This is a genomic window from Gammaproteobacteria bacterium (assembly GCA_029881255.1).
Lineage (GTDB): Bacteria > Pseudomonadota > Gammaproteobacteria > S012-40 > S012-40 > JAOUMY01.
In genome coordinates, this window is record JAOUMY010000014.1 from 40,067 (window position 1) to 65,100 (window position 25,034).

Consider the following 25,034-nt stretch of genomic DNA (forward strand, 5'->3'; position numbering starts at 1 on the left):
TTTATGTCTCGCTCAGAAGAAGAAAAGCTCAATGACATACGCACGCGCATCGACGCGATCGATGAACAAATACAGGGCTTGATCACTGAGCGTGCGTTACAGGCTAAAGAAGTAGCAAAAATCAAGGAAGAAAGCGGTAGTGACGTGTTCTATCGCCCTGAACGCGAAGCCCAGATACTAGGGCGGATTAAGGAGCGTAATGCAGGTGTCCTGGAAGATAACACCATGGCACGTCTGTTTCGTGAAATTATCTCTGCCTGTCTCGCCCTCGAAAAAGTGCTCGAAATTAGTTATCTGGGGCCTGAAGGGACTTATACTCACACAGCCGCAGTAAAGCATTTTGGACATGCAGTAAAGACGCGACCGGCGACAGCGATTGACGAAGTTTTTCGCGATGTAGAGTCTGGAGCCGCCAACTATGGCGTGGTGCCGATAGAAAACTCAACAGAGGGTATGGTTAATCATACGCTAGATATGTTTGTACGTTCGCCGTTGAAAATTTGTGGCGAAGTCGAGTTGCGTATCCATCATCAGTTGTTGAGCCGTGTATCAGAAATTCGTGATATCAATGTTATTTATTCCCATCAACAATCGTTTGCACAATGCCGTGAATGGTTGAATGCCAATATGGCGGGTATCGAACATCGCGTTGTCAGTAGCAATGGCAGAGCGGCAGAGCTGGCGGCAAAAGAAAGTGGCACGGCAGCGATAGCGGGCGACACGGCTGCCGAACTCTATCAACTATCAATATTGGCCAGGAATATAGAAGACGAGCCGCAAAACACCACGCGGTTTTTGGTGATTGGAAAGCAGGAAACCCGGCCTAGCGGACGGGATAAAACTTCTTTGATGCTATCTGCAGGCAACAAGCCGGGTTCGTTATACTCCGTTTTGCAACCAATGAAAAAACATGGCATCAATATGACACGTATTGAATCGCGTCCTTCAAAACGCGGTATTTGGGACTATGTTTTTTTTGTTGATATTGAGGGTCACTGCGAGGACCCCAAGATTCAGGCCGCGCTTGAAGATTTGCGCAAGGCCACATCCATGATCAAGATTTTAGGTTCTTACCCTCAGGTAGTGTTCTAACTATGTCAGACATCGAAAATCGTTTTTTGGCCATGGCGACGCCTGGCGTAAAAGGACTGAAACCCTATCAACCGGGTAAACCGCTTGAAGAACTGGAGCGTGAATACGGAATCCGTGATGCGGTCAAGTTGGCTTCTAATGAAAACCCACTCGGACCAAGTCCTGCGGTTATACACGCGGTACAGAGTTTATTAAAAGATGCCTCCCGCTATCCCGACGGCAATGGTTTTAAATTGAAGAATGCGCTGGGAAAGAAGTATGGCCTGGATGCAGCACAGATTGTGTTGGGAAATGGCTCTAGCGATGCAATCGAATTTGTCGTTCGTGCATTGGTTAATCCTGGTGATGAAGTCGTTTTTTCCCAATATTCTTTCGCAATGTATCCAATCTTGACGCAAATGGTCGCGGGAAAGGCCGTAGTTACCCCAGCCAAGGATTGGGGACATGATCTTAATGCCATGTCGAATGCGATTACGAAGAAAACCAAAGTTGTTTTCATTGCCAATCCCAATAACCCAACTGGTACGTGGTTGGCAGCGAGTGATATCGAATCGTTTCTCAATAACGTGCCCGCTGAGGTGGTGGTGGTCATCGATGAGGCCTATTTTGAGTACGTCAGCGAATCAAGCTATGACACCGCGATGGATTGGCTGGACCGTTACCCTAATCTCATGGTAACACGGACTTTTTCCAAAGCGTTTGGTCTGGCCGGGTTTCGTGTTGGTTATGGCGCATGTCATCCAGACCTCGCCAATTTGCTAAACCGCGTGCGCCCCCCCTTTAATGTAAACAGTCTGGCGATGGAAGCAGCGACGATTGCCCTTAAAGACGAATCCCATTTAAAAAAATCTATCTCAACAAATGCCGAAGGTATGAAATCGGTTTGCGCCACATTTAAAAAAATGGGTTTGAACTATATCCCGTCGGTGGGAAATTTCGTATGTGTGGATGTCGGACGTTCTGATATTGAAGTGTTCGAAGCACTGTTGCAAAAAGGCGTGATTGTACGACCTGTCAGCAATTACGACATGCAGAATTTTATACGAGTGACCATAGGTGCGCCGCAGGAAAACGGACGCTTCGTGAACGCGTTGAAAGAGGTGCTGGGCTGATGCCAGCGCTTTTTGAGCGCATGACCGTCATTGGTGTAGGCCTGATTGGCGGATCTTTGGCGCGCGCAGCACGTGCCAAGGAGTTGTGTGCTGAAATAGTCGGTTATGGTCGAGACATCGAACAACTGCGATTGGCGGTAGAACTCGGTGTAATCGATTCTTTTGAGTCTGACATTGCACAGGCAGTGGAAAAATCGGATCTAATTGTATTGGCTGCCCCCGTTGGGGCAATGCGTGACCTGTTTTTAATGATCAAACCACATGTGCGCAAAGATGCGTTGATTACTGATGTAGGTAGTTCAAAGCAAAGCGTGGTAGACGATGCAGCGCAGGTGTGGGACGAATTGCCAGAGGGTTTTGTCCCAGGTCATCCAATTGCAGGCACGGAAAAAAGTGGCGTAAAGGCATCGTTTGCTGAATTGTTTGAGCATCGTTGCACCATATTGACGCCCGTTCCACAAAGCGCTCCCTGGGCCATCGACAAGCTTCGCAAATTATGGGAAGGTGTCGGTGCTGAAGTTGCGATGATGGATGCCCATCACCATGATGAGGTGCTTGCAGCGACCAGTCATATCCCTCATGTACTGGCCTTTGCCCTGGTCGATACCCTTGGGCGTATGCAGGAGCGTAAAGAGATTTTTCGCTTTGCAGCAGGTGGTTTTCGTGATTTTACGCGGATCGCATCCAGTGATCCGGAGATGTGGCGGGACATTTGTTTGCATAATAGTGACGCCATAATTCATGTATTGCACCTGTTCCGAAAAGAACTGGATACTCTGGAAGACGCTATTCGAAGTAAAAACGGTGAGGCAGTAAAGACAATACTGCAGCGCGCAAAACAATTAAGAGACACTAATGTGGTGGTTTAAACAGGAGGCCAAGTGAAACTGATTCGTTGGATATTAGGGCGAATTATTCTTGTAATTGAATGGATAATGGCGCCGAGAGGCGTAGGGCGCAGCCATGAGGCTCAGCGTGTGCTGGATGAAGCAACGCAAGGCATGACGCTATATCAATTACATACCTGTCCATTTTGTGTGATGGTTCGACATGCAATGAAAAAGCAGAGTCTAAATATTCGCACGCGCGATGTGCGTCGTGATGCGGCGGCGAAAGCTGAGTTGATCGCCTATGGTGGAAAGTACCAGGTACCCTGTCTGCGTATTGAGCATGGACCAGACAAAGTGGAGTGGATGTACGAATCCAGTGACATCAAGCAGTTTTTGCAAAGTAGGTTTGGTTCTACAGAAGCCGTGCAAGGCTCATCGGCTGGTTAAATATGTCATCAAGTAAAAATATTCAGTACCGCGTTTCCTCTGGCGGCGCATTAAATGGCGATATTCGTGTCGCTGGTGACAAATCGATTTCTCATCGCAGTATTATGCTCGGTTCTCTGGCCGACGGCGTTACCGAAGTCAGTGGTTTTCTCGAAGGCGAAGATAGTCTCGCCACCTTGCGTGCTTTTCGTGACATGGGTGTGAAAATACAAGGGCCAGACAAAGGTCGCGTCACCATACATGGTGTCGGTATCGACGGTTTGAGACCGTCTAATAAGCCGTTGGATTTAGGAAACTCAGGAACATCGATGCGCTTAATGGCTGGTCTACTTGCGGGTCAGAAATTTGATTCCACATTAGTCGGCGATAGCAGTTTGTCTGGTCGACCCATGCGTCGCGTAACTGACCCGTTGGCGACGATGGGCGCGAAAATTGATACTACTGACAAAGGTTGTGCTCCTTTACATGTCCACGGTGGTCAGACCTTAAAAGGCATCCATTACGATATGCCTATGGCGAGTGCGCAGGTGAAATCCTGTTTATTGCTTGCGGGACTTTATGCACAGGGTGAAACATCAGTAACAGAACCCGGTGTGACTCGCGATCATACTGAACGAATGTTGCGCGCTTTTGGATACAACGTAGAGGTGAAAGGTAATCACGTCAGTGTCCAGGGTGGCGGACGGCTGAAAGCCACGACTATTGAAGTACCCGCCGATATCTCTTCAACCGCGTTTTTCCTTGTGGGCGCAAGTATCGCCGCTAATTCAGAAATACGATTGACCCATGTCGGTATTAACCCGACGCGCACTGGTGTCATTGACATTCTCAAGCTCATGGGTGCTGATCTGACGCTGGAAAATGAGCGTATGGCCGGCGGCGAACCGGTTGCCGACATCGTAGTGCGCTCGGCGAAGCTCAATGGTATCGAAATTCCTGAACATCTGGTACCGCTGGCTATTGATGAGTTTCCAGCCTTATTTGTTGCGGCTGCCTGCGCCGAAGGCAAGACAGTCCTGACAGGTGCGGAAGAGTTGCGTGTTAAGGAAAGTGATCGTATTCAGGTTATGGCCGATGGACTTATCGCTCTTGGTGTCGATGCCCAAGCCACGCCAGACGGCATGATCATCAATGGCGGTCAATTGAATGGCGGCAGAGTTGACAGTCATGGTGACCACCGTATTGCGATGTCTTTTGCAATGGCCGCTTTGCGAGCTTCTGGAGAGATCGTAATTGATAATTGTGCAAATGTGGCGACATCATTTCCAAATTTCGTCGAAATTGTAAATGGGGCAGGTTTGAGTTTGAAGGTGAATTCCTTGTGACAGAGGAAGCCGTACCTGTAATCACCATCGATGGGCCCGGCGGTTCTGGAAAAGGCACCATCGGCGCGCGTCTGGCCAATGAGCTAGGTTGGGAGTTTCTCGATAGTGGCGCACTTTATCGACTGGTTGGTTTAGCTGCCAGCAAGCATGACGTGTCATTAGATAACGAAGAGGCTCTGGAAAAGATTGCCCGGGAGCTAGATGCCCAATTTGCCGTGAAGCGCGTAGGCGAGGAGATCCTCCACTATACTTATTTAGAAGATGAGGATGTTGGAGCGGAGTTGCGTACAGAGGCCGCAGGGGCTGCTGCTTCGAAAGTGGCGGTATTACAAAAGGTTAGGGCTGCGCTACTGCAGCGGCAACGGGATTTCCGTATTTCTCCAGGCCTGGTCTGTGATGGAAGAGACATGGGTACCACCGTCTTTCCCGATGCTGAGCTAAAGATATACCTCACTGCAAGTGCCGAAGAAAGGGCCAAAAGACGGGCGAAGCAGTTGAAAAACAAGGGGCTCGGTGCTAACCTTGCGCAGATTTTGGCCGATATCAAGGCACGGGACGAGCGGGATATGAACCGTAGCGCCTCACCTCTGGTTCCAGCGGATGATGCTGTCGTCGTCGATACTACCGAAATGGGGGTAATCGAAGTCGAGGAACGTATCCGGGATCTAGTCAAATCGCGCTTTAATCTTTAACTTAGGTTGAATAAGTGGTGGAGCCTCCTCCGAATTATGGGGAAGAGGTTGCTATACTTATTTGTATTTTTCACTTAAACACACGAACTCTCGTTGAGAGTTTATAGGTTGAACATCAAATGACTGAAAGTTTCGCTGAACTTTTCGCGCAAAGTATTACCAACGATAAAATGGCTCCTGGCTCTATAATTAGCGGTCAGGTTGTTAGCATCGAAGGCGATTTCGTAATCGTCAACGCCGGATTAAAGTCCGAAGGCGTTATTCCCATAGAGCAGTTCTTCAATGAAAGAGGAGAACTGGAAGTTACGATCGGTGACGAAGTCGACGTGGCTCTGGATTCTCTGGAAGACGGCTTTGGTGAGACGCGTCTCTCCCGCGAAAAGGCCAAGCGTGCCCAGACATGGATTATGCTTGAGAAGGCCAGCGAAGCGAACGAAACAGTCAAAGGTATTATCACCGACAAGGTTAAAGGTGGTTTTACTGTTGAAATCTCCGACGTACGCGCGTTCCTCCCAGGTTCACTGGTAGATGTACGCCCAGTACGTGATCCTTCTTATCTGGAAGGCAAAGAACTCGAATTCAAAGTTATCAAGATCGACCGCCGTCGTAACAACGTCGTGGTATCACGTCGCGCAGTGGTTGAATCAGAAAGCAGTGTTGAGCGCGATGAGTTGCTCAAGAATCTGCAGGAAGGCCAGGTGGTCAAGGGTATCGTTAAGAATCTTACTGACTACGGTGCTTTCGTTGATCTGGGCGGTGTTGACGGTCTGTTGCACATCACTGACATGGCGTGGAAGCGCGTTAAGCATCCAGGTGAAATCGTCAAGGTTGGCGATGAAATCGATGTACGCGTACTGAAGTTTGATCGTGATCGCAACCGCGTTTCCTTAGGCATGAAGCAGCTGGGTGAAGATCCTTGGGCGGATATCGCTCGCCGTTACCCGGTTGACAAGCGTCTTACTGGTAAGGTTACCAATATCGCTGATTACGGCTGTTTCGTTGAAATCGAAGACGGTGTTGAAGGTCTGGTTCACGTTTCTGAAATGGATTGGACGAACAAGAATATCCACCCAAGCAAAGTCGTACAGCTGGGTGATGAAGTTGAAGTTGTTGTACTCGACATCGATGAAGAGCGTCGTCGTATTTCTCTTGGTATCAAGCAGTGTCAGGCCAATCCTTGGGAAGATTTTGCTTCCAAGCACAACAAGGGTGATCGCATCGCTGGCAAGATCAAATCAATTACTGATTTCGGTATCTTCATTGGTCTGGACGGTGGTATCGATGGTCTGGTCCACGCGTCTGATATCTCCTGGAACGAATCAGAAGAAGATGCCTTGCGTCGCTATAAGAAGGGTGATGAAGTTGAAACTACCATCCTGGTTGTCGACGCGGAACGTGAGCGTATCTCTTTAGGTATCAAACAGCTTGAGCAAGATCCTTTCGCCAATTTCATGGCGGCACATCCTAAGGGCAGCATCATCACTGGTAAGGTGTCTGATGTTGACGCCAAAGGTGCCACTATCGACTTGGGTGACGGTGTTGAGGGTCAGTTGAGAGCATCTGAAATTTCCCGCGAGCGTATCGAAGACGCACGCAATGCATTGTCTATTGGTCAGGAAGTTGAAGCGAAATTCATCGGTGTAGACCGCAAGAATCGCGTTATCAGCCTGTCGATCAAGGCGAAAGACATGCATGAAGAAGCGGAAGCTATCAGTGATTACAAGTCCAGCGCCCCAGCAACAACCACTTTGGGTGATTTGCTGAAAGAGCAGATGGAAAGTAAGAGCTAACACCTTATCCTGGCTTGATTTGTGCTAAAAAAGCGTGTGAGTTTTCTCACACGCTTTTTTTTGCTTGCTTTTTTTTAAAAGCTAACTGTATGATTAGATTGATGATTCTTTTGGGGGTCTCAATCAGGGTTTGGCACAAATCTTAACTCGGAATAGATGGTGGCTTGTTTATGGATAGTGGAAGCGCACAAGAAACGACCATGACCAAGTCAGAGCTGATGGAAGCTCTGGCAAAGAAACAATCACAGCTGGCGTTCAGGGATGTTGAACTCGCTGTAAAGACAATTCTGGAACAGATGACTCAGGCACTCGCTACTGGAGACAGAATTGAAATCAGAGGATTTGGCAGTTTTTCACTGCATTTCCGTCCACCCAGGATGGGACGAAATCCGAAGACGGGCGAACCCGTGCCACTGGCGGGAAAATATGTTCCTCACTTCAAGCCGGGCAAGGAGTTGCGCGAACGCGTGACTGAAACTAAATAAGAAATACTCACATATCAGCAAGTTTGTTAGTATTACCGTGTTTCGCGCTGTTTGATTCCAAAATGTTTAACGCGGGTATAGGCTAATGAACAAAGTCGTCACGCTTCTTTTTCTTTTCGCCGTTTTGTTATTGGCATTGAGTTTTGCTGTTATCAACGCACATTCTGTGCAATTGAACTACTACGTCGGCGAATTGAATCTGCCGCTTTCGTTTTTGGTGATAAGTGCCCTGATTTTCGGTGCGTTTTTGGGCTCCGTTGCAATGATGCGCCCACTTTTTGGCTTGAGACTTGAGATTGCACGCTTACGAAAGCTTGCCAAGGTGAATGAAAAAGAAATCAATAACCTTCGTTCTATTCCAGTTAAGGAACCGTAACGTTCATGGAGAGCCTGTTTTGGTTACTCTTACCCGTCGCAGCTCTATCAGGTTGGTTAGCCTGTCAACGACATGCGGTTAACAAGTCGGCAAATAATTCCGCATCTTCGTCAATCGACAACATTCAATACTATCGTGGTGTTAACTTTCTACTAAATGATCAGCCGGACAAGGCGCTCAATGTTTTTATTGAAATGCTGGAAGTCAATAGCGAAACGGTTGAATTACATCTGGCCCTGGGTCACCTGTTTCGCCAACAGGGCGACGTAGAGCGTTCTATACGATTGCACCAAAACTTACTCGCGCGCCCGAACCTGAACGTCGATTTGCGTGCACAAATCAGATTGGAATTAGGAAAAGACTATTTAAAAGCCGGATTGTTGGATCGCGCTGAGCAAGTCTTGAATGAGTTTCGTCACGACCGACATCTCAATAGAGAAGCGTTGGAGTTGTTGCGGGATCTTTATGAGCTTGAGCGAGATTGGGACGCGGCGTTAAGCGTCGGATTGCAGTTGCAGAAAAAATCAAAGATTGATCTGCGGATTCCTCTTGCGCACTATTATTGCGAGTTGGCCGAAAAAGCATTTCAAGCCAAGGACTGGGATGGGGTGAAACGATGCGTGAAATATGCCCTAGGTACTAATCGTCAAAATGTCAGGGCAAATTTAATATTGGCACGAGCGGCGGCAATCCGTAATGATCATGGCAAAGCGGTGGAGATACTGTTGAAGATTCCGCGTCAGGATGATCGTTTCGTTTCTGAAATTGTTTTGCCATTAGCGGATTGCTACCAACAATTAGAGTTGCAAGATGGGTATCACAAATCGGGCAATAATTTGTTGCAGGTCGTAAAGCGCCTAACTCACGCCGATATATTACGTAAATCGAAAACAGCTGGGACGCCATTGTCTACTGACGGCCTTGTTGATCTTGACGAGGGCATAAGTCTGGCCGGGGTTAGTCGATACTTGAATTTGATAGGGCAGCAAGCGCAGGGTGATAACGCGCAGATAATTTCCCGTGTGGTGAGGTTATTAGATAAAGTAACCGAGCATCTTGGGAGCTATCGCTGTGAACTTTGTGGATTTAGTGGAAAGTCGCTGCACTGGCAATGTCCGAGCTGTCGCGAATGGCAAAGTGTAATACCTATTTAAGTGAAAAAAATGCACGATTCGAAAATTATAGTAGCCTTGGATTTCGCTAGTTCTGGTGAGGCGCTTTCTTTCGCGAGACGAATGAATCCGCAACAATGTCGTCTGAAAGTTGGAAAAGAATTATTTACTCTGGCCGGACCTGATGTGGTAAGACAGCTTCAAAGCCTTGGCTTTGATATCTTCCTAGATCTTAAGTTTCACGACATACCGGCAACGGTTGCTAGAGCCTGTGCAGTTGCTGCAGATATAGGCGTATGGATGCTGAATGTTCATGCGCTCGGCGGCGAGAAAATGATGCGTGAAGCAGCAAATGCAGTGGCTGGAAGTAAGACACAACTGATCGCGGTAACTGTGTTGACGAGTATGGATGCACAGGATTTAGCGCAAGTTGGAATCGCTCAATCCGTTGACGAGCAGGTTTCTCGTCTCGCGACACTCGCGAAACAGTCTGGTATGCATGGCGTGGTTTGTTCGGCACGCGAGGCCAGCCTGTTGCGTGAGACATGCGGTGACGATTTTCTGAAAGTAACCCCAGGTATTCGACCTGCCTGGGCAGGTAGTGATGATCAGAAGCGCATAGTTACCCCGGCGCAAGCCTTAAAGGATGGTGCCAGTCATCTGGTCATCGGTAGACCAATTACCCGCGCGGATAATCCCCAGCAGGCCCTGGAGAAAGTCCTGCTGGAAATTAATGAATGTTAATTTTAGTCTAAGTTATCGAGACTAAGATTTAACCTCACTTTGATATTTACTAATAATAAAAATGGAGGGATTAACCATGAAAATTCGGACTTTACTACTGACCTTGATGTTGATGTTCTCAGGCGTCGCATTTTCGTCGCAGATAGATATCAACACGGCCAATGCGGATGCCATAGCCAAGACGCTGAAAGGGGTTGGCCCCAGCAAGGCGGCGGCAATTGTGCAATACCGCGAGAATAACGGACCGTTTTTCGATATTCAGGATCTGGCTAAGGTCAAGGGCATTGGTCTGAAAACATTGGAGGTCAACAAGGAGAAAATCCGATTTGCTTCGGACAAGTAGTTGGCATATTGAAATAAATAGCTATACAATTCAGCAAAAAAGCGCCACACGGCGCTTTTTTGCTTTCTGACAATTGTGTAGCTGGGATGATAATTCAAAAACCTTTTTTCTTACCTACTCTTTTTTTATTTTTCTACGCCTTTGGCTGTTATGCAGCTCAAGACGCTTCTGAATCTCTTGTTACCCAAATAGATGGTAGATATTCTTTTTCGTACGACCATCTGCTTCTACCGCAACAGGAAAGAATGGGATTGCTGGGTGGGAATTATCTAGTCAGTATTCACCCCAATTTTCGATTTGGCCTGGGCGTGTATGGTGCGGTATATGGCGAGCGTGGCGGATTTTTTACTGGTGGGTTTGAGTCAACGCTGCATTTTCCTCTAACGGAGCATATCTATTTCGACAGTGGTTTCTTTGTCGGTGGTGGCGGTGGCGGAGCGGCTCCACAAGGGGGTGGGCTTATGTTCAGGCCGCACCTCGATTTTGGCTTAAATTTGGGTAAATATCTGAGTCTTGGTATTGGGTACAGTATCGTGCGTTTCCCCAATGGCAAGATTCGTAGCGATCAGGCAACGATACATGTCCAGCGATCATTCTCTGCATTTATTTATCCGGGTATGCAGCGACAGTCGGTGGGAATTCTCGAAGGTATAAATCTAAATCGCCATCGCCGGCTGTTTGCACTGCAAATTAACGCCTACTTTCCCGACCGTGGCACGCCAGGCCGGGACGGCTTACCCTTAGATAGTCGCATGGACGTAGTCGGTGTGCGTTGGCGCGAGGCGATGAGTGGGCGATGGTGGGGCGATTTCGAAACCGGCGGCGCCTGGGGTGGCGGCGTCGACGGCTTTGCGCAGGTTTTTATTGGCAGTGCCTATGAGTGGCCACTTTTGAAAACCGTTTCATTTCTGACTGGATTGCAGCTTGGCGCGGCGGGAGGTGGAGATGTGCATACCGGGGGCGGCATGTTGGCAAGATTCAATCTTGCTGGTGTAACCGCCTTGTCCTCGCAATGGCAATTCATTCTGGAAGCGGGGCGAATAGTTGCCGTCGATGGGGAGTTTCGCGCATGGGCGCTAACCGGGGCGTTGGCATACGACTATGATGTGCTGCGTCCCAGCAACAACAAATCCGCTAAGAATTTCGAAGCAAATCAGTTACAATGGGCCGATTTTAGACTTCGCGCAGGTATGCAGCGCTATGCCCGGTACTGGTATGGCAATGGGCGTAAAGACAGTGGTTTGGCGCCGGTCCCCGTAGACCAGGTTCATCTGAAAATTGATGCATTCGCCACAGAGTCATGGTTTGTGTCTGGGCAGGCATTGGCGGCATACGATGGTGGTGCTGGTGGCTACGCCGTAGGTTTGGTTGGCAGCGGGTTGCGTTTGTCACTTACACCGGCGATCTATACCTCGGCAGAATTGCTCGTCGGTGCAGCCGGGGGCGGCGGGATCGCAGTGGGTGGCGGGATGATAGTGCAACCGATGCTCGGCTTGGGATATCGCATTAAACAGACCTGGAGTGTAGAACTCAGCGCGGGATATATCCATGCCTATAGCGGGGCATTGGATGCCGCGATTATGGATTTAGCAATAGGTTATGAATTTTCTGTTCCCCATGGAAAGAAATAACCGGGAGTGAGGTATTTTTTGAGGCATACATTTTTTCCTTCCACACGATTGGCCGCGAGTTTCGGTCTGTTTCTTTTTTTAATATTGGTTTCGCAGGCTAGTCTGGCGATAACGGCTGCGCAGCTTGGCATGTTGCAATCGCTTTCGGAAGGGGACAGGCAGCAGTTATTGAATGCCTTGGGTGGCGGATTCGGCGTCTCTCAAGGCGGCGCGTCTTTGACTAAGAAAGGTGCCGCCGTTGATAAAAAACAAGCCCAGAGTAGTACAAATAAGACTAGTGCTACGGACCCAGCTGTCGACGAAGCGCTGCGTGTAAAGCCCGGTGATACGCTGCTGGTTAATTTTAAACAACGCGAAGAATCAGACCTTCAGGCCTTGCTGGAAACCATGCAGGCAGAGGTAAAGAAAAAGGCCTCCGTCCAGTATGAACCGGAATCTGATCGCATGCTGTATAAGCTGGATAAATATGGTGTGCTGGATATGCCCGGCGTGGGGCGTATTGCCTTGGCGGGACTTACCGAAGAAGAAGCCAGCTCACGTCTGAATCTTGAACCTTTACTCCAGCGTTTTCAGATCGAAATAACACTGCTTCCACTTGAACCCATCGGTCAGGAGGCCTTGAAACCTTTCGGCTATGAGCTATTCAGAAAGCCGGACGATGAAACCGTCACTCAAAACGAGTTGATGCCGGAAATTGATATCCCAGTCCCGAAAGATTATGTGATGGGGCCGGGTGACGTTGTTTTTATTCAGCTATACGGCAAGGACAATTTCGAATATACGCTCCAGGTTTCACGAGATGGTTCCTTAAGTTTTCCCGGCGTTGGTGTAATACCGGTTGCTGGCTTGGAGTTCGATCAACTCAAAGATGATTTGAAGAAACGTATCGACAAACAGTTTATCGGTGTCAGCGCCTATATTACCTTGGCCGAGCTACGTTCTTTTCGTGTATTCGTACTCGGCGAGGTGGAAAAGCCGGGATCTTATTTGGTCAGCGGCGCTGCATCGATTACCCATGCCTTGTTAAAGGCCGAAGGTATTTCGGAAATAGGTTCATTGCGCCAAATCAGTCTGAAACGAAATGGCAAGAAAGTAACTGAGTTGGATTTGTACGATCTTCTGCTACAGGGCGATTCGCGCAAAGATGTCAGATTGCAACCAGGTGACGTCATCCATGTGCCGCCTGTTGATGCCACTGTTTCAATATCTGGCGAGATTCGTCGCCCGGCAATATATGAAATTCGATCAGGTGAAACTGTCGATGATCTAGTCGATATGGCCGGAGGTTTATTAACCAGCGCAGATCGCAAGTCGCTTCGCTTGGAGCGTCTCAACGACGGTAGTGTTCGCAGCATATTCGATGTCAACCTCGTGGATAGGAATCACGATTTTAAGCTGAAGAATGCAGACGTTCTGGTTGTCCGACGCATTGCAGATGAACGTAATAATGGGATTTCGCTGCTAGGACAGGTATTTCACGAAGACGTTTTTCAGTGGCGTAAAGGAATCAGGGTTAGCGATATTGTTTCGTCGATAGACATATTGAAGCCCAATGCAGATTCGGACTACGTCATTATCAAACGTCATCAACCGCCATACTTCGACGAGTTCGATGTGATCTCGTTCAATATGCGTTTAGCATTGAAATCACCGGAAGGAAAACACAACGTCGCATTGCAGCCTCGCGATGAAATTCTGGTATTGGATTTAAGCGAAAAACGTACTTTGCAATTGGCACCGGTTATACAGCAATTGCAACGGCAATCGGAGTCAAATGAACCTAGTCAGGTGGTACGCATCAATGGGCAGGTAAGAGGTCCAGGTGAATATCCATTGGAAGCGGGAATGCGGATAAGCGATTTGATACGCGCGGGTGGTCGACTGAATGAATCCGCTTACACGCTGGAAGCGGAATTGACACGCTATAATACGCCGGATGGTGAAACGCGGCGGATTCATCATGTCAGAGTGGATTTGAATGCAATATTGGCGGGAGACGAGAAAGCCGACCTGCTGATGCAGCCGTTTGATCTGCTGAATATCAAAGAAATTCCGCTGTGGACTGAGCAGGACAAAGTCGAGATACGTGGCGAGGTAAAATTTCCGGGAACTTATGCGATACAGCGCGGTGAGACACTAAGTGACTTGCTGAAACGTGTGGGTGGACTAACACTTTTCGCATACGCGGAAGGCGCGGTATTTACCCGCGAAGAATTGCGCCAGCGCGAACAAAAACGATTGGACGAGTTGGCGATGTCACTGGAATCGGAAATCGGGCTAATCACCGAGCAGCAAAAGCGCGACAATACGATTGAAACGGAAAGTGTCCAAATGGCCCAGCAAGTGCTCGACAAGCTCAAGAAGTCGCGCGCCGTAGGGCGTCTGGTTATTGATTTACCGCGAATAAAACGCGGCATGGACTTGGGAGATATCAGCACCAGCGACGATATCGTTTTACGTGGCGGCGATACACTGACGATTCCTCCACGCATGCAGGAGGTCAGTGTTATAGGCCAAGTCTATCATCCGACTTCGCACCTTTTTCGTAAAGGTCTGGACCCCATCGACTATATCAATATGAGTGGCGGTATGACTAACCGCGCAGATTATTCCAATTCCTATGTTATACGTGCAAACGGCGGCGTTGAACTAGCAAAGCAGAATTGGTTCTTGCCATCGGCGGACGTCAAACCCGGCGACACTGTCGTTGTACCGGTGGATGCAGATAAACTGAACAATCTTAAACTTTGGTCTAGTGTGTCGCAGATTTTGTATAACTTATCGACCTCACTGGCAGCGTGGAAAACGCTCGGCATACTCGACTAGCAGGCATTTTATATGAGTGAACAGCAAAAACATGCCGGAGAACAGGGCAAGCTAAACATGCAGCCGGTGTACTATGTTCAGGCGCCTATTGATAACGACGAAGACGAAATCAATCTTCTCGACTATTGGCGCGTGTTAATGCAGTTTAAGTGGCTAATTGTGGGCATTAGTTTTTTCACGACAGTGATTGCAATTGTTGCAGCGTTAGTCGCGACTGAAATTTATCAGGCAGAGGTCACTATCGCGCCGGCAGATGAAGAATCTGGCGGCGGTATTTCTGGTCTCGCCGGACAGTTTGGAGGCCTCGCTGCACTCGCCGGTGTGAACATAGGCGGTGGCGGTGGCAAGAGTGAAGAGGCCATTGCGATATTGGGTTCGCGTCAGTTTACGTTGGAGTTCATCCACGAAAATAAATTGATGCCAGTGCTATTCGAAGATGCGTGGGACGAACAGGCAAAAAAATGGAAAGTGGAAAACGAAGAGGACGTTCCGACCGATTGGGATGCCTATAAAGTTTTTGACAAAGTCAGAACCGTTAGCAATGACGCCAAGACTGGTATGACTACCGTAGCCATTGAATGGAAAGACCCTGAGCTGGCAGCACAGTGGGCCAACAAACTCATTGTAAAACTCAACGAAAACCGTAAGAAGAGGGCCATAGACGAAGCCGAAAAGAGCATTCGTTATCTTGAAAATCAATTACGCGAGACTAGCGTAGTCGAGATGCGTCAGGCCTTGTTTCAATTGATTGAGGCCCAGTCCAAGAATCGTATGCTGGCCAATGTTCGTGATGAGTTTGCCTTTAAGGTCATAGATCCCGCCGTAGTCCCTGAAGAACGTGTCAAACCCAAGCGCAAACTCATGGTAGTGCTTGGTGGTATGGTTGGGGTGATGCTGGGCGTTTTCCTCGCATTCTTTATTTCCTTTATTCGTAATCAAAAAGAACAGGCAGCGGAAGCCAAGTAGAGAGCAAAATAATATGCAGTTGATACCCGTAATTCTTTGTGGCGGTTCTGGTACACGTTTGTGGCCCATGTCGCGCCAGATGTTTCCCAAGCAATTGCTAGCGCTGACCAATGAGTTTACGCTCCTGCAAAACACGATCAACCGTGTTAAGGGACTACAGTGTGGGAGCAAGATAAAAGCTGATCCGTCTAAGGCGCTGTTTGTCAGCAATGAAGAACATCGTTTTTTGATCGCACAGCAACTTCAGGATATCGGCATCGCCGGAGCGAAAATCGTCCTGGAACCTGCAGGTCGAAACACCGCGCCGGCATTAACGGCTGCCGCGCAAATCATACTCAAGCAGGATGACGCTTTGATGTTAGTCATGCCTGCTGACCATATTATTCCCAATGTGCAACGTTTTCATGAGGCGGTGTGTCGTGCAGCAGAGCTCGCAATACAAGATCAGCTTGTGACATTTGGCATAGTTGCCACACGCCCGGAAACGGGTTACGGCTATATTGAACGTGGCGAAGGAGTGGATGGTGATCCGCATTATCCGATCAAACGTTTCGTCGAAAAACCAGACCTAGATACGGCAAAGCAATATCTCGATAGTGGCAATTTTTACTGGAACAGCGGCATGTTTCTGATGAAGGCCTCAATATGGCAACAAGCCATCGCTCAGTTCAATCCCGATATTGCCCGAAACTGCCAGGCCGCTGTTGACAATGCCCAGTCCGATATGGATTTTGTGCGCCTAAACAAGAGCGCGTTTTGTGATTCGCCCAGCGACTCGATCGACTACGCCGTCATGGAAAAGCTCGCAACGGATTCGGCCCATCAATTCAAGGGTGCGGTGGTAGCACTAGACGCAGGTTGGTCTGATATCGGCGCCTGGGATAGTCTATGGGATGTGAGTGATAAACAGGCATCAGGAAATGTTTTCAAAGGTGATGTTATTGCCGACAGTACCGAAAACAGCATGGTGCTGGCAGATCACCGCCTGGTGACGACCGTCGGCCTGAAAAACATGATAGTGGTAGAAACTGCCGACGCAGTATTAGTTGCCGATATGAACAACGCGCAAAACGTGAAGAATATCGTCAACCAGATCAAAGAGCGCAAGCGTACTGAGGCCGATATTCATCGCAATGTATTTCGTCCCTGGGGAAGTTATCAAGGCATTGATGTAGGCGAACGTTTCCAGGTCAAACGCATCGTGGTCAAACCAGGCGCTGCCTTGTCTTTACAGATGCATCACCACCGCGCGGAGCACTGGATAGTGGTCAAAGGCACCGCGCGCGTGACCAGAGGTGATGAGGTTACACTGCTCTCAGAAAATCAATCTACCTATATCCCAATAGGTGTCACCCACCGTTTGGAAAACCCCGGGACTATCCCATTGGAGATCATCGAGGTGCAGTCGGGCAGTTATCTTGGAGAAGACGATATCGTTCGATTTGAGGATCAGTACGGTCGCAAGCAGTAGTTCTTTGTAAGCGATTGATTTGAAAGAGCCCATTGTGTTTCCGGGCTGGAATCCCCTAATGACGGCATCGACGCTTTGTTGTATGCTTGGCCTTCCAAAAATCCACCCCCTCAGGGGCCTGTTGCAAACACATTATCAGTAGCGGTACCACGTGGCAGATCTAGCAAAAATTCGCAATTTTTCCATTATTGCACATATTGATCATGGTAAATCGACCCTGGCGGATCGCTTTATCGAGGTTTGTGGCGGCCTTACACAGCGGGAGATGGACTCACAAGTACTCGACTCCATGGATCTGGAACGGGAACGAGGTATTACCATCAAGGCCCAGAGCGTGACGCTGGAATATACCTCCAAGGACGGCAATACCTACCAACTTAACTTTATTGACACTCCGGGGCATGTGGATTTTTCCTATGAAGTATCTCGCTCGCTTGCTGCCTGCGAAGGTGCGCTCCTGGTCGTCGATGCTTCACAAGGGGTAGAGGCGCAGAGCGTAGCAAACTGCTATACGGCAATTGAACAAGGCCTGGAAGTTTTGCCTGTTCTGAACAAAATAGATTTACCCGCCGCAGATCCGGAGCGGGTGGTTCATGAAGTCGAAGAAATCATCGGCATTGGGGCCAGTGACGCGGTCAAAGTCAGCGCCAAAACCGGCATCGGCATCAACGATTTGCTTGAGCAATTGGTTCAGCGTATCCCGGCACCGTCTGGTGACAGAGACGCGCCCTTACAAGCGCTGATTATCGACTCCTGGTTTGACAATTACCTTGGGGTAGTATCATTGGTGCGCGTGATGAACGGCACCTTGGAGGTTAAGAAAAAACTGAAAGTGATGTCCACAGGACGCGTGCACCCAGTAGATTCAATTGGGATTTTTTCGCCTAAGCGAACCGAAACAGGGATACTGCGAGCGGGCGAGGTCGGATATGTCATTGCCGGAATCAAAGAGGTTGACGGCGCGCCTGTTGGCGATACGTTAACCTATGCAGATAAGCCCGCTGATAAGCCTCTACCAGGATTTAAGCCGATACAACCGCGCGTGTTCGCCGGATTGTTTCCGGTCACTGCCGAGCATTATGAAGATCTACGCGATGCGCTGTCCAAGTTGCGTCTCAATGACGCGGCTTTGTTTTATGAACCAGAAAATTCAACGGCCCTGGGTCTGGGCTTTCGATGCGGTTTTCTCGGTACTTTGCACATGGAGATTATCCAGGAACGACTCGAACGCGAATATGATCTGGAGCTGGTGACAACTGCGCCGACGGTTATCTACGAAATTGAACTCAAGGGTGGGGAAACGATACAGATCGACAAACCCGCCGATCTTCCTGAACCGAATAAGATAAATGAGCTGCGTGAACCAATTATCAACGCCAGCATACTGATGCCAAAAGATTATGTCGGTAATGTCATTAATCTATGTATAGAAAAACGAGGCGTACAAAAAAAGCTGCAGTATTTGGGCAATCAGGTGACGCTGGATTATGAGTTACCCCTGAGTGAAGTCGTGCTCGATTTTTTTGACCGTCTCAAGTCGGTCAGTCGCGGATATGCATCACTCGACTATCACTTTCTACGTTTTCAGGCGGCTGATCTCGTGCGCTTGGATATCCTTATCAACGGAGACAAGGTAGACGCATTGTCTTTGATTACACATCGTGAACAGGCTTTTTATCGCGGACGTGAATTGGTTGAAAAAATGCGCGAGATTATTCCTCGCCAGATGTTTGAGGTGGCGATACAGGCAGCAATCGGTTCACATATTATTGCTCGTTCAACTGTAAAGGCATTACGTAAGAATGTTACAGCCAAGTGTTACGGTGGTGACGCCACGCGTAAGCGCAAGCTTTTGGAAAAGCAGAAAGAAGGAAAGAAGCGCATGAAACAGGTTGGCTCTGTAGAAATTCCTCAAGAGGCATTCCTGGCAGTATTGCAAGTTGGTAAGGACAAATAGGGGATTCAATAGTGAACTTTGATTTTGCGAGCTTAATGCTGATTGCAGTTGTTATCACCGGTATTGTCTGGTTGATAGACATCTATCACTGGGCGCCAAAGCGTGCAGTCGAAGTAGCCAGATTGGAAGCATCTTCGGCGAGCGAAGAGGAATTGGAACAGGCGGCCAAAGAGTCTCTACTGGTCGAGTATTCAAAGTCATTCTTTCCCGTTATTTTGATTGTGTTGCTCCTACGTTCATTTCTGGTAGAGCCTTTTCGTATTCCGTCCGGTTCCATGATACCTACCTTGCGCGTGGGTGATTTTATTCTGGTGAACAAGTTTAGTTATGGCGTCAGATTGCCAGTGATAAATACTAAATTTCTCGATACGGGCTTACCTCAGCGTGGCGACGTTGTGGTATTTCGTTTTCCAAAAGACCCGAGCGTCGATTACATCAAACGCGTTATCGGTTTACCGGGTGACCGCGTCGAATATCGTAACAAGGTATTGTACGTAAACGGTCAACGCATCGAACACAAAGATATGGGACCGTTCATCGGAAATTCTGGTTTACCTATCCCTGGATTGGCGGTGCTGAACGAAACTCTTGATGGTGTTTCGCATACCATTATGCACGAGAGTGGTAAGCCGGTTTTTAATGGTTCAGTATTGGTACCTGAAGGCCACTATTTCGTAATGGGCGATAACCGCGATAACAGTAATGACAGTCGCTTTTGGGGTACTGTTCCAGAAGAAAATCTGGTCGGTCGGGCATTCATGATCTGGATGAACTGGAATTTTGACGAAGGCGGCATAGAGTGGTCGCGAATCGGTAATTCTATTGAATAAGTTCAGAGAGAGGCTGGTTTGAATCTCGATTACCGAAAACTCGTTGGCATGCTGGAATATGAATTCGAGGACGAGGCACACTTAGTTCGTGCGCTAACGCATCGTAGTGCCGGCAGTCGACACAACGAGCGTCTCGAGTTTCTTGGCGATAGCGTACTCAATTTCGTAATTGCACAGGCATTGTTTGAACGATTCCCCACAGCAACAGAAGGCGAACTCAGTCGCTTACGTGCTAATCTGGTTCGGGAAGCAACACTGGCTGATGTAGCGCGTACGCTAGACCTTGGTGAATATTTGCGCCTGGGCTCAGGCGAACTCAAGAGTGGAGGTTTCCGCAGGGGATCGATTCTAGCGGACGGCATAGAGGCAATTTTCGGTGCTGTTCTTTTAGACGGCGGTTTTCATGCTAGTCAAAAATTAATTCTCAGGCTTTATCAAGCGCGCATCGCGCTAGCCGATCCCAACGTCAATCTCAAAGACCCTAAAAGCCGTTTGCAGGAATATTTGCAGTCGGAAAAAAAATCTTTGCCGGAATATATTGTGTTATCTGTTGACGGAGCTCAGCACAATCAGTTGTTCAAGGTCGAGTGCCGGATACCAGAGTTGCAAAAGTGTGCCACTGGAGAAGGTCGAACGCGTCGAAAAGCAGAACAGGCAGCTGCAAAACTGGCCTTGGAACAACTAGAGGTAAAAGATAGTTGATAACACACTGTGGATTTGTGGCAATCGTCGGTCGTCCGAATGTAGGCAAGTCTACCTTGCTCAATCGAATACTTGGACAAAAGATTAGTATTACTTCGCGTCGTGCGCAAACGACCCGTCATCGCATATTGGGCATAAAAACTCACGACCACATTCAGACGATTTATCTAGATACGCCTGGAATTCATCGACAAGGCGGCAAGGAGATGAATCGTATAATGAATCGCACGGCGACGCGTAGTCTAGTTGATGTCGATGTAGTTGTGCTGGTGCTGGAAGGAACGCGTTTTACTGATGAAGATGAACTGGCTTTGCAGCAAATCAAGCGCCAAACGGCGCCTGTAATACTTGTCATCAATAAAGCGGATAAAATTAAGGACAAGGAAAAACTGCTGCCTTTCATTGCAAAAAGCGCCGAATCTTTTGCGTACGCGCACATCGTTCCTGTTTCAGCTAAAACGGGTAAGGGCGTTGATGAGTTGGAAAAAACCATCGAAACGTTTCTTCCTGAAGGACCAGGCTATTTCCCCGAGGACCAGATTACCGATAAGAGTGAACGTTTTCTGGCAGCAGAATTGATCCGCGAAAAACTCATGCGTCAACTTGGGCAGGAGTTACCTTACTCGCTCACGGTTGAAATCGAAAAATTTACTGAAGAGCAGGGTGGATTGCATATCGCTGCGCTGATTTGGGTTGAGAAAGATAGCCAGAAACGCATTGTCATTGGTAAGAAAGGCGAAAAGCTAAAAGAAATCGGCACGCTTGCCAGAGAGGATATGCAAAAGCTATTTGGAGCTAAAGTTTTTCTCGAGACTTGGGTCAGAGTGAAAAGTGGATGGTCCGATGATGTCAGGGCCTTGCGTAGTCTGGGCTATAACGATGACGACTGATCATCGAGTCGACCTGCAACCATCCTTTGTATTACATCTCAGACCCTATCGGGACACCAGCGCCATCGTAGATTTACTGACACGTGATTATGGTCGTGTTGCAGTTGTCGCGAAAGGTATACGCAGCGCCAAATCTAAACAACGTGGATTGTTACAAACCTTTTTTCAAGTCGAAGCATCTTGGCTGGGTAAAGGTGAATTGAAGACCTTGACCGGTGTGGAACCGGTTCACCACCATGTCTTATCCTCCACTGCACTCGTCGGAGCCTTATATGTCAATGAGCTGATCTTAAGGGTTTTGCCGACGTTAGATCCTTGTGAATCTCTCTACCACGCATATACTCAATTGCTTCAGGTTTTGCGCACTCATGACAATCTCGAAGTTGCCCTGCGTGTTTTTGAAAAATCTATGCTTGAAGCTCTGGGCTATGAATTAAATTTGTTGAGCGAAGCAAATACCGGAAGTGAGATAGAAAACGACGCCTATTACTATTATTTACCTGAACATGGGCCGGTACGCGCCAAACTACAGTCAACGGGTTTAAACGAAAGCTTTTGCGGACGGCATTTACTTGCCTTTGCACGTGACGATTTCGATGATCCCGCGACCCTCGCGGCTGCGAAACGAATTACACGTCTGGCCTTAAAGCCTCTGATAGGGGATCGACCACTGAAAAGTCGGGAGCTTTATCTTTCGATGAAACGACAACAGACGGTTGAAACCGAAGCCTAATTATAAGCCCGGCTGTGGTCCAAACGGTGGGTCCGTCCAGGTAAACGGCGCAGAACCAAAAATCGTACGCGTGGCAGCTGTGGCACCGGTTGAAAGGTTTTCATAGGCCTGATACGAAAACGAGCCATTTGCGCCACCCATGCCACCCATCGCTGCGGCAACACAGCCCGGACAAACCTGACCAATCCAAATGACCTGAACTTCGTTCCCTGCAGTCCATGAAACAGAACCACCCGCGGGGCCTCCTCCACCCATACCCATGGGAATACCTCCACCTGCACCAGGTGGTTGAGGTGGTACGGGAATGGTGCCACTTCCCCGTGGCGGAACCGTGAGTGTACCGCCGGGAGCCGCTGCGCCAGCACCAGTTCCTGTGCCTTGTGAGCCGGGGTTAGTCGGCGCGGGGTCTGCTCTACAGCGAGGTGGTTCCCCCGGTCTAATGTTTGTAGGCGGATCTGAGCCGCATGGAGGATCGCCTGCGCCCGTACTGGTGCCATTGACTCTCACCAGAGTGGACCCCGTATTCCCTCGCGGTGCGATGGTATTGGATGTACCCCCTGTTGTGTTTGATGCCGCTGCCATCATGCCCCCGCCGGCACCACCACCTGCACCGCCGCCAACCGCACCACCCATACCACCTGCCGCTGCAGGAAGACTGGCCGAACCTGAACGGACAAAGCTTCCAGATGCGCGGCGCAATACAAATGTGTGTATGTCCTGTCCACCCCCGTTACTCCCGTTCAAACGACCTGAGTTGGTGACGGACTGCCGAATACCAAAGAAATAACCGGTGACAGCGTCGTTTGGCCCTAGATGAGCGGTATAGTCGAAGGTGTAATCGAAACCAACGCCCTCGGGCGTGGTATCAGTGATTGTCTGACTAAGATCCACTGTTGGCGTGTTTGGGTCATCCGCCCAGCCAGTGTTGAGTACGATGGAGTAGTCCATATTGTATTCACCACGCTGGGTGATGATTTGTTTTAGCGCGGTACCGTCGACGTTACCAGGCGCGGATGACATCTCGACAAAATTCTCGAGTATCATTTCTCCATCTGTGCGGAGAACGCCGTCGGACACGATCAATTGTATAAAACGGCGACCTGTTCGTTGATCTGTCAGATAGCGTTGCAGAATACCGGTGTCCGAGACATTGGTAATACAGCTGTAGCCGCGAGGACAGGGGGCAGTAATTACACCTCGGCGATTACTCCAGCCATCGAATGGAACAGGTGGTGCCGGAATGGAGAGTGTAGGGAAAATTACCGTCAGGAGTAAAACGAGGGGCGTAAAAAAACGAACACTGTACGGCTTGCGCCAGCGTACGCGATTTGACCGGCGATTGTTTTTAGCTGTCTTCGCCATGTGTCACCTTCCCAACCCCACTTCTAGTTATGCGGAAGACGTGCCGTTTGGAAGAAACTCTAGAGAGAATCAATCATCATCACTGAAGCCGCCCCACGAACGGATTGGTTTTAATTACTTTTTTTGTCAAGTATAGTGCATCACCCATAGTGGTTCAACGCGACACTTTCCTTTCGAGGAGACTAGCGAGTGAATCTTATTCTAAGATGAGCATTCTATATATCTATTAAATACAGATAGTTGTGTTTTTTATGCCTAATTATGTATCGAGGAAGAGGCGATGATTTCCAGGCGCTTTTGTGTTGCCCCGATGATGGAATATACCGATCGTCATGAACGTTATTTTCTGCGCCTATTATCGAGCAAGGCATTGTTATATACCGAGATGCTGACCACCAGAGCCATACTCAATGGCGATCGAGACTATTTGCTGGGATATAACAAGGAAGAACACCCTATCGCCATACAATTAGGCGGCTCGGATCCAACAGAATTGGCGCAATGTGCCCGGATTTCCGAAGATTATGGCTATGACGAGGTGAATCTCAACGTCGGTTGTCCCAGTGACCGGGTGAAATCCGGGCAGTTTGGAGCAAGTCTCATGGCACATCCGTCCTTGGTTGCTGAATGTGTCCATGCCATGAAGAAAGCCGTGAGCGTCCCGGTGACTGTGAAGTGCCGGATCGGCATAGATGACATGGATAGCTATGACGATATGCGACATTTTGTTGATATAGTCGCCGAAGGAGGCTGTCAGGTATTTATCGTCCATGCACGTAAGGCCTGGTTGCAGGGCTTGAGTCCCAAAGAAAATCGGGAAATTCCACCGCTGCGCTATGAGGATGTTTATCGGTTGAAGCAGGAACGAAAGGATCTGGAGATCATTATCAACGGTGGCATTACCGATCTTACGCAGGTAAAGCATCATCTGGAGAAGACAGATGGTGTGATGTTAGGTCGGGCGGCATACCACAATCCATATCTTTTGGCAGAGGTCGATCAGCAACTTTATGGAGTAAACACCGCTGTTCCTAGTCGTTCCGAAATCCTACATTCTTTCTATCCCTATCTGCAGCGACAGTTGGATCTTGGTATTCCATTGAATGCCATTTCCAGACACTTGTTGGGTTTGTTTCAAGGGGTCGCAGGTGCGCGTGCCTGGAGACGCTATATAAGTGAAAATGCCTATAAGAAACAGGCTAATGTTTCCGTTCTTGAAACTGCTCTTTCCTTTATCGAATCAGACTGATCCGGTGCACGGGTAGGAAAAGCTGAGGAAAGCGTCTCAGTTTTGGCTGATCCTGTGTATGGAAGTAAA

The 25,034-nt window shown here is 48.7% G+C and carries 23 protein-coding genes; 22 read left to right on the forward strand and 1 reads right to left on the reverse strand.

Annotation, left to right across the window (positions count from 1 at the left end; all coding sequences use genetic code 11):
* The first annotated feature begins 3 nt into the window (after positions 1 to 3).
* From pheA to recO, 21 genes are all read left to right on the forward strand, one after another.
* Complete coding sequence (gene pheA, locus OEZ43_19270) at positions 4 to 1,092, forward strand: prephenate dehydratase (protein ID MDH5547724.1); 1,089 nt, start codon at positions 4 to 6, stop codon at positions 1,090 to 1,092.
* Between the two features lie 2 nt (positions 1,093 to 1,094).
* Complete coding sequence (hisC, locus tag OEZ43_19275) at positions 1,095 to 2,204, forward strand: histidinol-phosphate transaminase (protein ID MDH5547725.1); 1,110 nt, start codon at positions 1,095 to 1,097, stop codon at positions 2,202 to 2,204.
* Positions 2,204 to 3,073, forward strand: a complete 870-nt coding sequence (locus tag OEZ43_19280) for a prephenate dehydrogenase/arogenate dehydrogenase family protein (GenBank protein ID MDH5547726.1) — start codon at positions 2,204 to 2,206, stop codon at positions 3,071 to 3,073. The genes hisC and OEZ43_19280 overlap by 1 nt, the downstream gene beginning before the upstream one ends.
* Positions 3,074 to 3,085: 12 nt before the next feature.
* Positions 3,086 to 3,481 (forward strand): glutaredoxin, encoded by a 396-nt coding sequence (locus OEZ43_19285; protein ID MDH5547727.1) that lies wholly within the window; start codon positions 3,086 to 3,088, stop codon positions 3,479 to 3,481.
* A gap of 2 nt (positions 3,482 to 3,483) precedes the next feature.
* The gene (gene aroA / locus OEZ43_19290) at positions 3,484 to 4,806 is read left to right on the forward strand and encodes a 3-phosphoshikimate 1-carboxyvinyltransferase (GenBank protein MDH5547728.1); all 1,323 of its coding nucleotides are present in this window, start codon (positions 3,484 to 3,486) and stop codon (positions 4,804 to 4,806) included.
* Positions 4,803 to 5,498, forward strand: coding sequence for a (d)CMP kinase (cmk, locus tag OEZ43_19295; protein MDH5547729.1), 696 nt, complete (start codon positions 4,803 to 4,805; stop codon positions 5,496 to 5,498). Before aroA ends, cmk begins: the two co-directional genes overlap by 4 nt.
* A gap of 119 nt (positions 5,499 to 5,617) precedes the next feature.
* The gene (gene rpsA / locus OEZ43_19300) at positions 5,618 to 7,288 is read left to right on the forward strand and encodes a 30S ribosomal protein S1 (protein MDH5547730.1); all 1,671 of its coding nucleotides are present in this window, start codon (positions 5,618 to 5,620) and stop codon (positions 7,286 to 7,288) included.
* Positions 7,289 to 7,488: 200 nt separating this feature from the next.
* Complete coding sequence (locus OEZ43_19305) at positions 7,489 to 7,773, forward strand: integration host factor subunit beta (protein ID MDH5547731.1); 285 nt, start codon at positions 7,489 to 7,491, stop codon at positions 7,771 to 7,773.
* 85 nt (positions 7,774 to 7,858) lie between these two features.
* Positions 7,859 to 8,149 carry a LapA family protein gene (locus OEZ43_19310; protein MDH5547732.1) on the forward strand — a complete coding sequence of 97 codons (291 nt, stop codon included), beginning with the start codon at positions 7,859 to 7,861 and terminating at the stop codon, positions 8,147 to 8,149.
* 5 nt (positions 8,150 to 8,154) lie between these two features.
* Entirely contained in the window at positions 8,155 to 9,303 is a 1,149-nt protein-coding gene (lapB, locus tag OEZ43_19315) for a lipopolysaccharide assembly protein LapB (protein ID MDH5547733.1), read from the forward strand.
* A gap of 9 nt (positions 9,304 to 9,312) precedes the next feature.
* A complete protein-coding gene (gene pyrF / locus OEZ43_19320) occupies positions 9,313 to 10,005 on the forward strand; it encodes an orotidine-5'-phosphate decarboxylase (protein MDH5547734.1) in 693 nt (230 codons plus the stop codon).
* A 76-nt stretch (positions 10,006 to 10,081) separates the two neighbouring features.
* Positions 10,082 to 10,348: a ComEA family DNA-binding protein gene (locus OEZ43_19325; protein MDH5547735.1), complete on the forward strand. Its 267-nt coding sequence runs from the start codon at positions 10,082 to 10,084 to the stop codon at positions 10,346 to 10,348.
* A 245-nt stretch (positions 10,349 to 10,593) separates the two neighbouring features.
* Positions 10,594 to 11,979 (forward strand): hypothetical protein, encoded by a 1,386-nt coding sequence (locus OEZ43_19330; GenBank protein MDH5547736.1) that lies wholly within the window; start codon positions 10,594 to 10,596, stop codon positions 11,977 to 11,979.
* Positions 11,980 to 11,997: 18 nt separating this feature from the next.
* A complete protein-coding gene (locus tag OEZ43_19335; GenBank protein MDH5547737.1) occupies positions 11,998 to 14,805 on the forward strand; it encodes an SLBB domain-containing protein in 2,808 nt (935 codons plus the stop codon).
* 12 nt (positions 14,806 to 14,817) lie between these two features.
* Positions 14,818 to 15,771, forward strand: coding sequence for a Wzz/FepE/Etk N-terminal domain-containing protein (locus OEZ43_19340; protein MDH5547738.1), 954 nt, complete (start codon positions 14,818 to 14,820; stop codon positions 15,769 to 15,771).
* A 13-nt stretch (positions 15,772 to 15,784) separates the two neighbouring features.
* Positions 15,785 to 17,242: a mannose-1-phosphate guanylyltransferase/mannose-6-phosphate isomerase gene (locus OEZ43_19345; GenBank protein MDH5547739.1), complete on the forward strand. Its 1,458-nt coding sequence runs from the start codon at positions 15,785 to 15,787 to the stop codon at positions 17,240 to 17,242.
* A gap of 151 nt (positions 17,243 to 17,393) precedes the next feature.
* Positions 17,394 to 19,199 (forward strand): translation elongation factor 4, encoded by a 1,806-nt coding sequence (lepA, locus tag OEZ43_19350; GenBank protein MDH5547740.1) that lies wholly within the window; start codon positions 17,394 to 17,396, stop codon positions 19,197 to 19,199.
* 11 nt (positions 19,200 to 19,210) lie between these two features.
* Positions 19,211 to 20,029: a signal peptidase I gene (lepB, locus tag OEZ43_19355; GenBank protein MDH5547741.1), complete on the forward strand. Its 819-nt coding sequence runs from the start codon at positions 19,211 to 19,213 to the stop codon at positions 20,027 to 20,029.
* A gap of 48 nt (positions 20,030 to 20,077) precedes the next feature.
* Positions 20,078 to 20,731 (forward strand): ribonuclease III, encoded by a 654-nt coding sequence (gene rnc / locus OEZ43_19360; protein MDH5547742.1) that lies wholly within the window; start codon positions 20,078 to 20,080, stop codon positions 20,729 to 20,731.
* Positions 20,728 to 21,621: a GTPase Era gene (gene era / locus OEZ43_19365; protein ID MDH5547743.1), complete on the forward strand. Its 894-nt coding sequence runs from the start codon at positions 20,728 to 20,730 to the stop codon at positions 21,619 to 21,621. Before rnc ends, era begins: the two co-directional genes overlap by 4 nt.
* On the forward strand, positions 21,611 to 22,354 hold the full coding sequence (gene recO / locus OEZ43_19370) for a DNA repair protein RecO (GenBank protein MDH5547744.1): 744 nt from the start codon (positions 21,611 to 21,613) through the stop codon (positions 22,352 to 22,354). Before era ends, recO begins: the two co-directional genes overlap by 11 nt.
* On the opposite strand, the gene OEZ43_19375 is transcribed toward recO, so the two are convergent.
* Entirely contained in the window at positions 22,355 to 23,716 is a 1,362-nt protein-coding gene (locus OEZ43_19375; GenBank protein MDH5547745.1) for a hypothetical protein, read from the reverse strand.
* A 280-nt stretch (positions 23,717 to 23,996) separates the two neighbouring features.
* Here OEZ43_19375 and dusA point away from each other — a divergent pair, with 280 nt between their 5' ends.
* Positions 23,997 to 24,965, forward strand: coding sequence for a tRNA dihydrouridine(20/20a) synthase DusA (dusA, locus tag OEZ43_19380; protein ID MDH5547746.1), 969 nt, complete (start codon positions 23,997 to 23,999; stop codon positions 24,963 to 24,965).
* Positions 24,966 to 25,034 lie beyond the last annotated feature (69 nt).

Excerpts from the sequence above, each read along its gene's own strand:
- pheA (MDH5547724.1), top strand. The coding sequence starts at position 4 with ATGTCTCGCTCAGAAGAAGAAAAGCTCAATGACATACGCACGCGCATC.
- hisC (MDH5547725.1), top strand. The coding sequence starts at position 1,095 with ATGTCAGACATCGAAAATCGTTTTTTGGCCATGGCGACGCCTGGCGTA.
- OEZ43_19280 (MDH5547726.1), top strand. The coding sequence starts at position 2,204 with ATGCCAGCGCTTTTTGAGCGCATGACCGTCATTGGTGTAGGCCTGATT.
- aroA (MDH5547728.1), top strand. The coding sequence starts at position 3,484 with ATGTCATCAAGTAAAAATATTCAGTACCGCGTTTCCTCTGGCGGCGCA.
- rpsA (MDH5547730.1), top strand. The coding sequence starts at position 5,618 with ATGACTGAAAGTTTCGCTGAACTTTTCGCGCAAAGTATTACCAACGAT.
- OEZ43_19305 (MDH5547731.1), top strand. The coding sequence starts at position 7,489 with ATGACCAAGTCAGAGCTGATGGAAGCTCTGGCAAAGAAACAATCACAG.
- OEZ43_19310 (MDH5547732.1), top strand. The coding sequence starts at position 7,859 with ATGAACAAAGTCGTCACGCTTCTTTTTCTTTTCGCCGTTTTGTTATTG.
- lapB (MDH5547733.1), top strand. The coding sequence starts at position 8,155 with ATGGAGAGCCTGTTTTGGTTACTCTTACCCGTCGCAGCTCTATCAGGT.
- pyrF (MDH5547734.1), top strand. The coding sequence starts at position 9,313 with ATGCACGATTCGAAAATTATAGTAGCCTTGGATTTCGCTAGTTCTGGT.
- OEZ43_19325 (MDH5547735.1), top strand. The coding sequence starts at position 10,082 with ATGAAAATTCGGACTTTACTACTGACCTTGATGTTGATGTTCTCAGGC.
- OEZ43_19330 (MDH5547736.1), top strand. The coding sequence starts at position 10,594 with ATGGGATTGCTGGGTGGGAATTATCTAGTCAGTATTCACCCCAATTTT.
- OEZ43_19340 (MDH5547738.1), top strand. The coding sequence starts at position 14,818 with ATGAGTGAACAGCAAAAACATGCCGGAGAACAGGGCAAGCTAAACATG.
- OEZ43_19345 (MDH5547739.1), top strand. The coding sequence starts at position 15,785 with ATGCAGTTGATACCCGTAATTCTTTGTGGCGGTTCTGGTACACGTTTG.
- rnc (MDH5547742.1), top strand. The coding sequence starts at position 20,078 with ATGCTGGAATATGAATTCGAGGACGAGGCACACTTAGTTCGTGCGCTA.
- recO (MDH5547744.1), top strand. The coding sequence starts at position 21,611 with ATGACGACTGATCATCGAGTCGACCTGCAACCATCCTTTGTATTACAT.
- OEZ43_19375 (MDH5547745.1), bottom strand. The coding sequence starts at position 23,716 with ATGGCGAAGACAGCTAAAAACAATCGCCGGTCAAATCGCGTACGCTGG.
- dusA (MDH5547746.1), top strand. The coding sequence starts at position 23,997 with ATGATTTCCAGGCGCTTTTGTGTTGCCCCGATGATGGAATATACCGAT.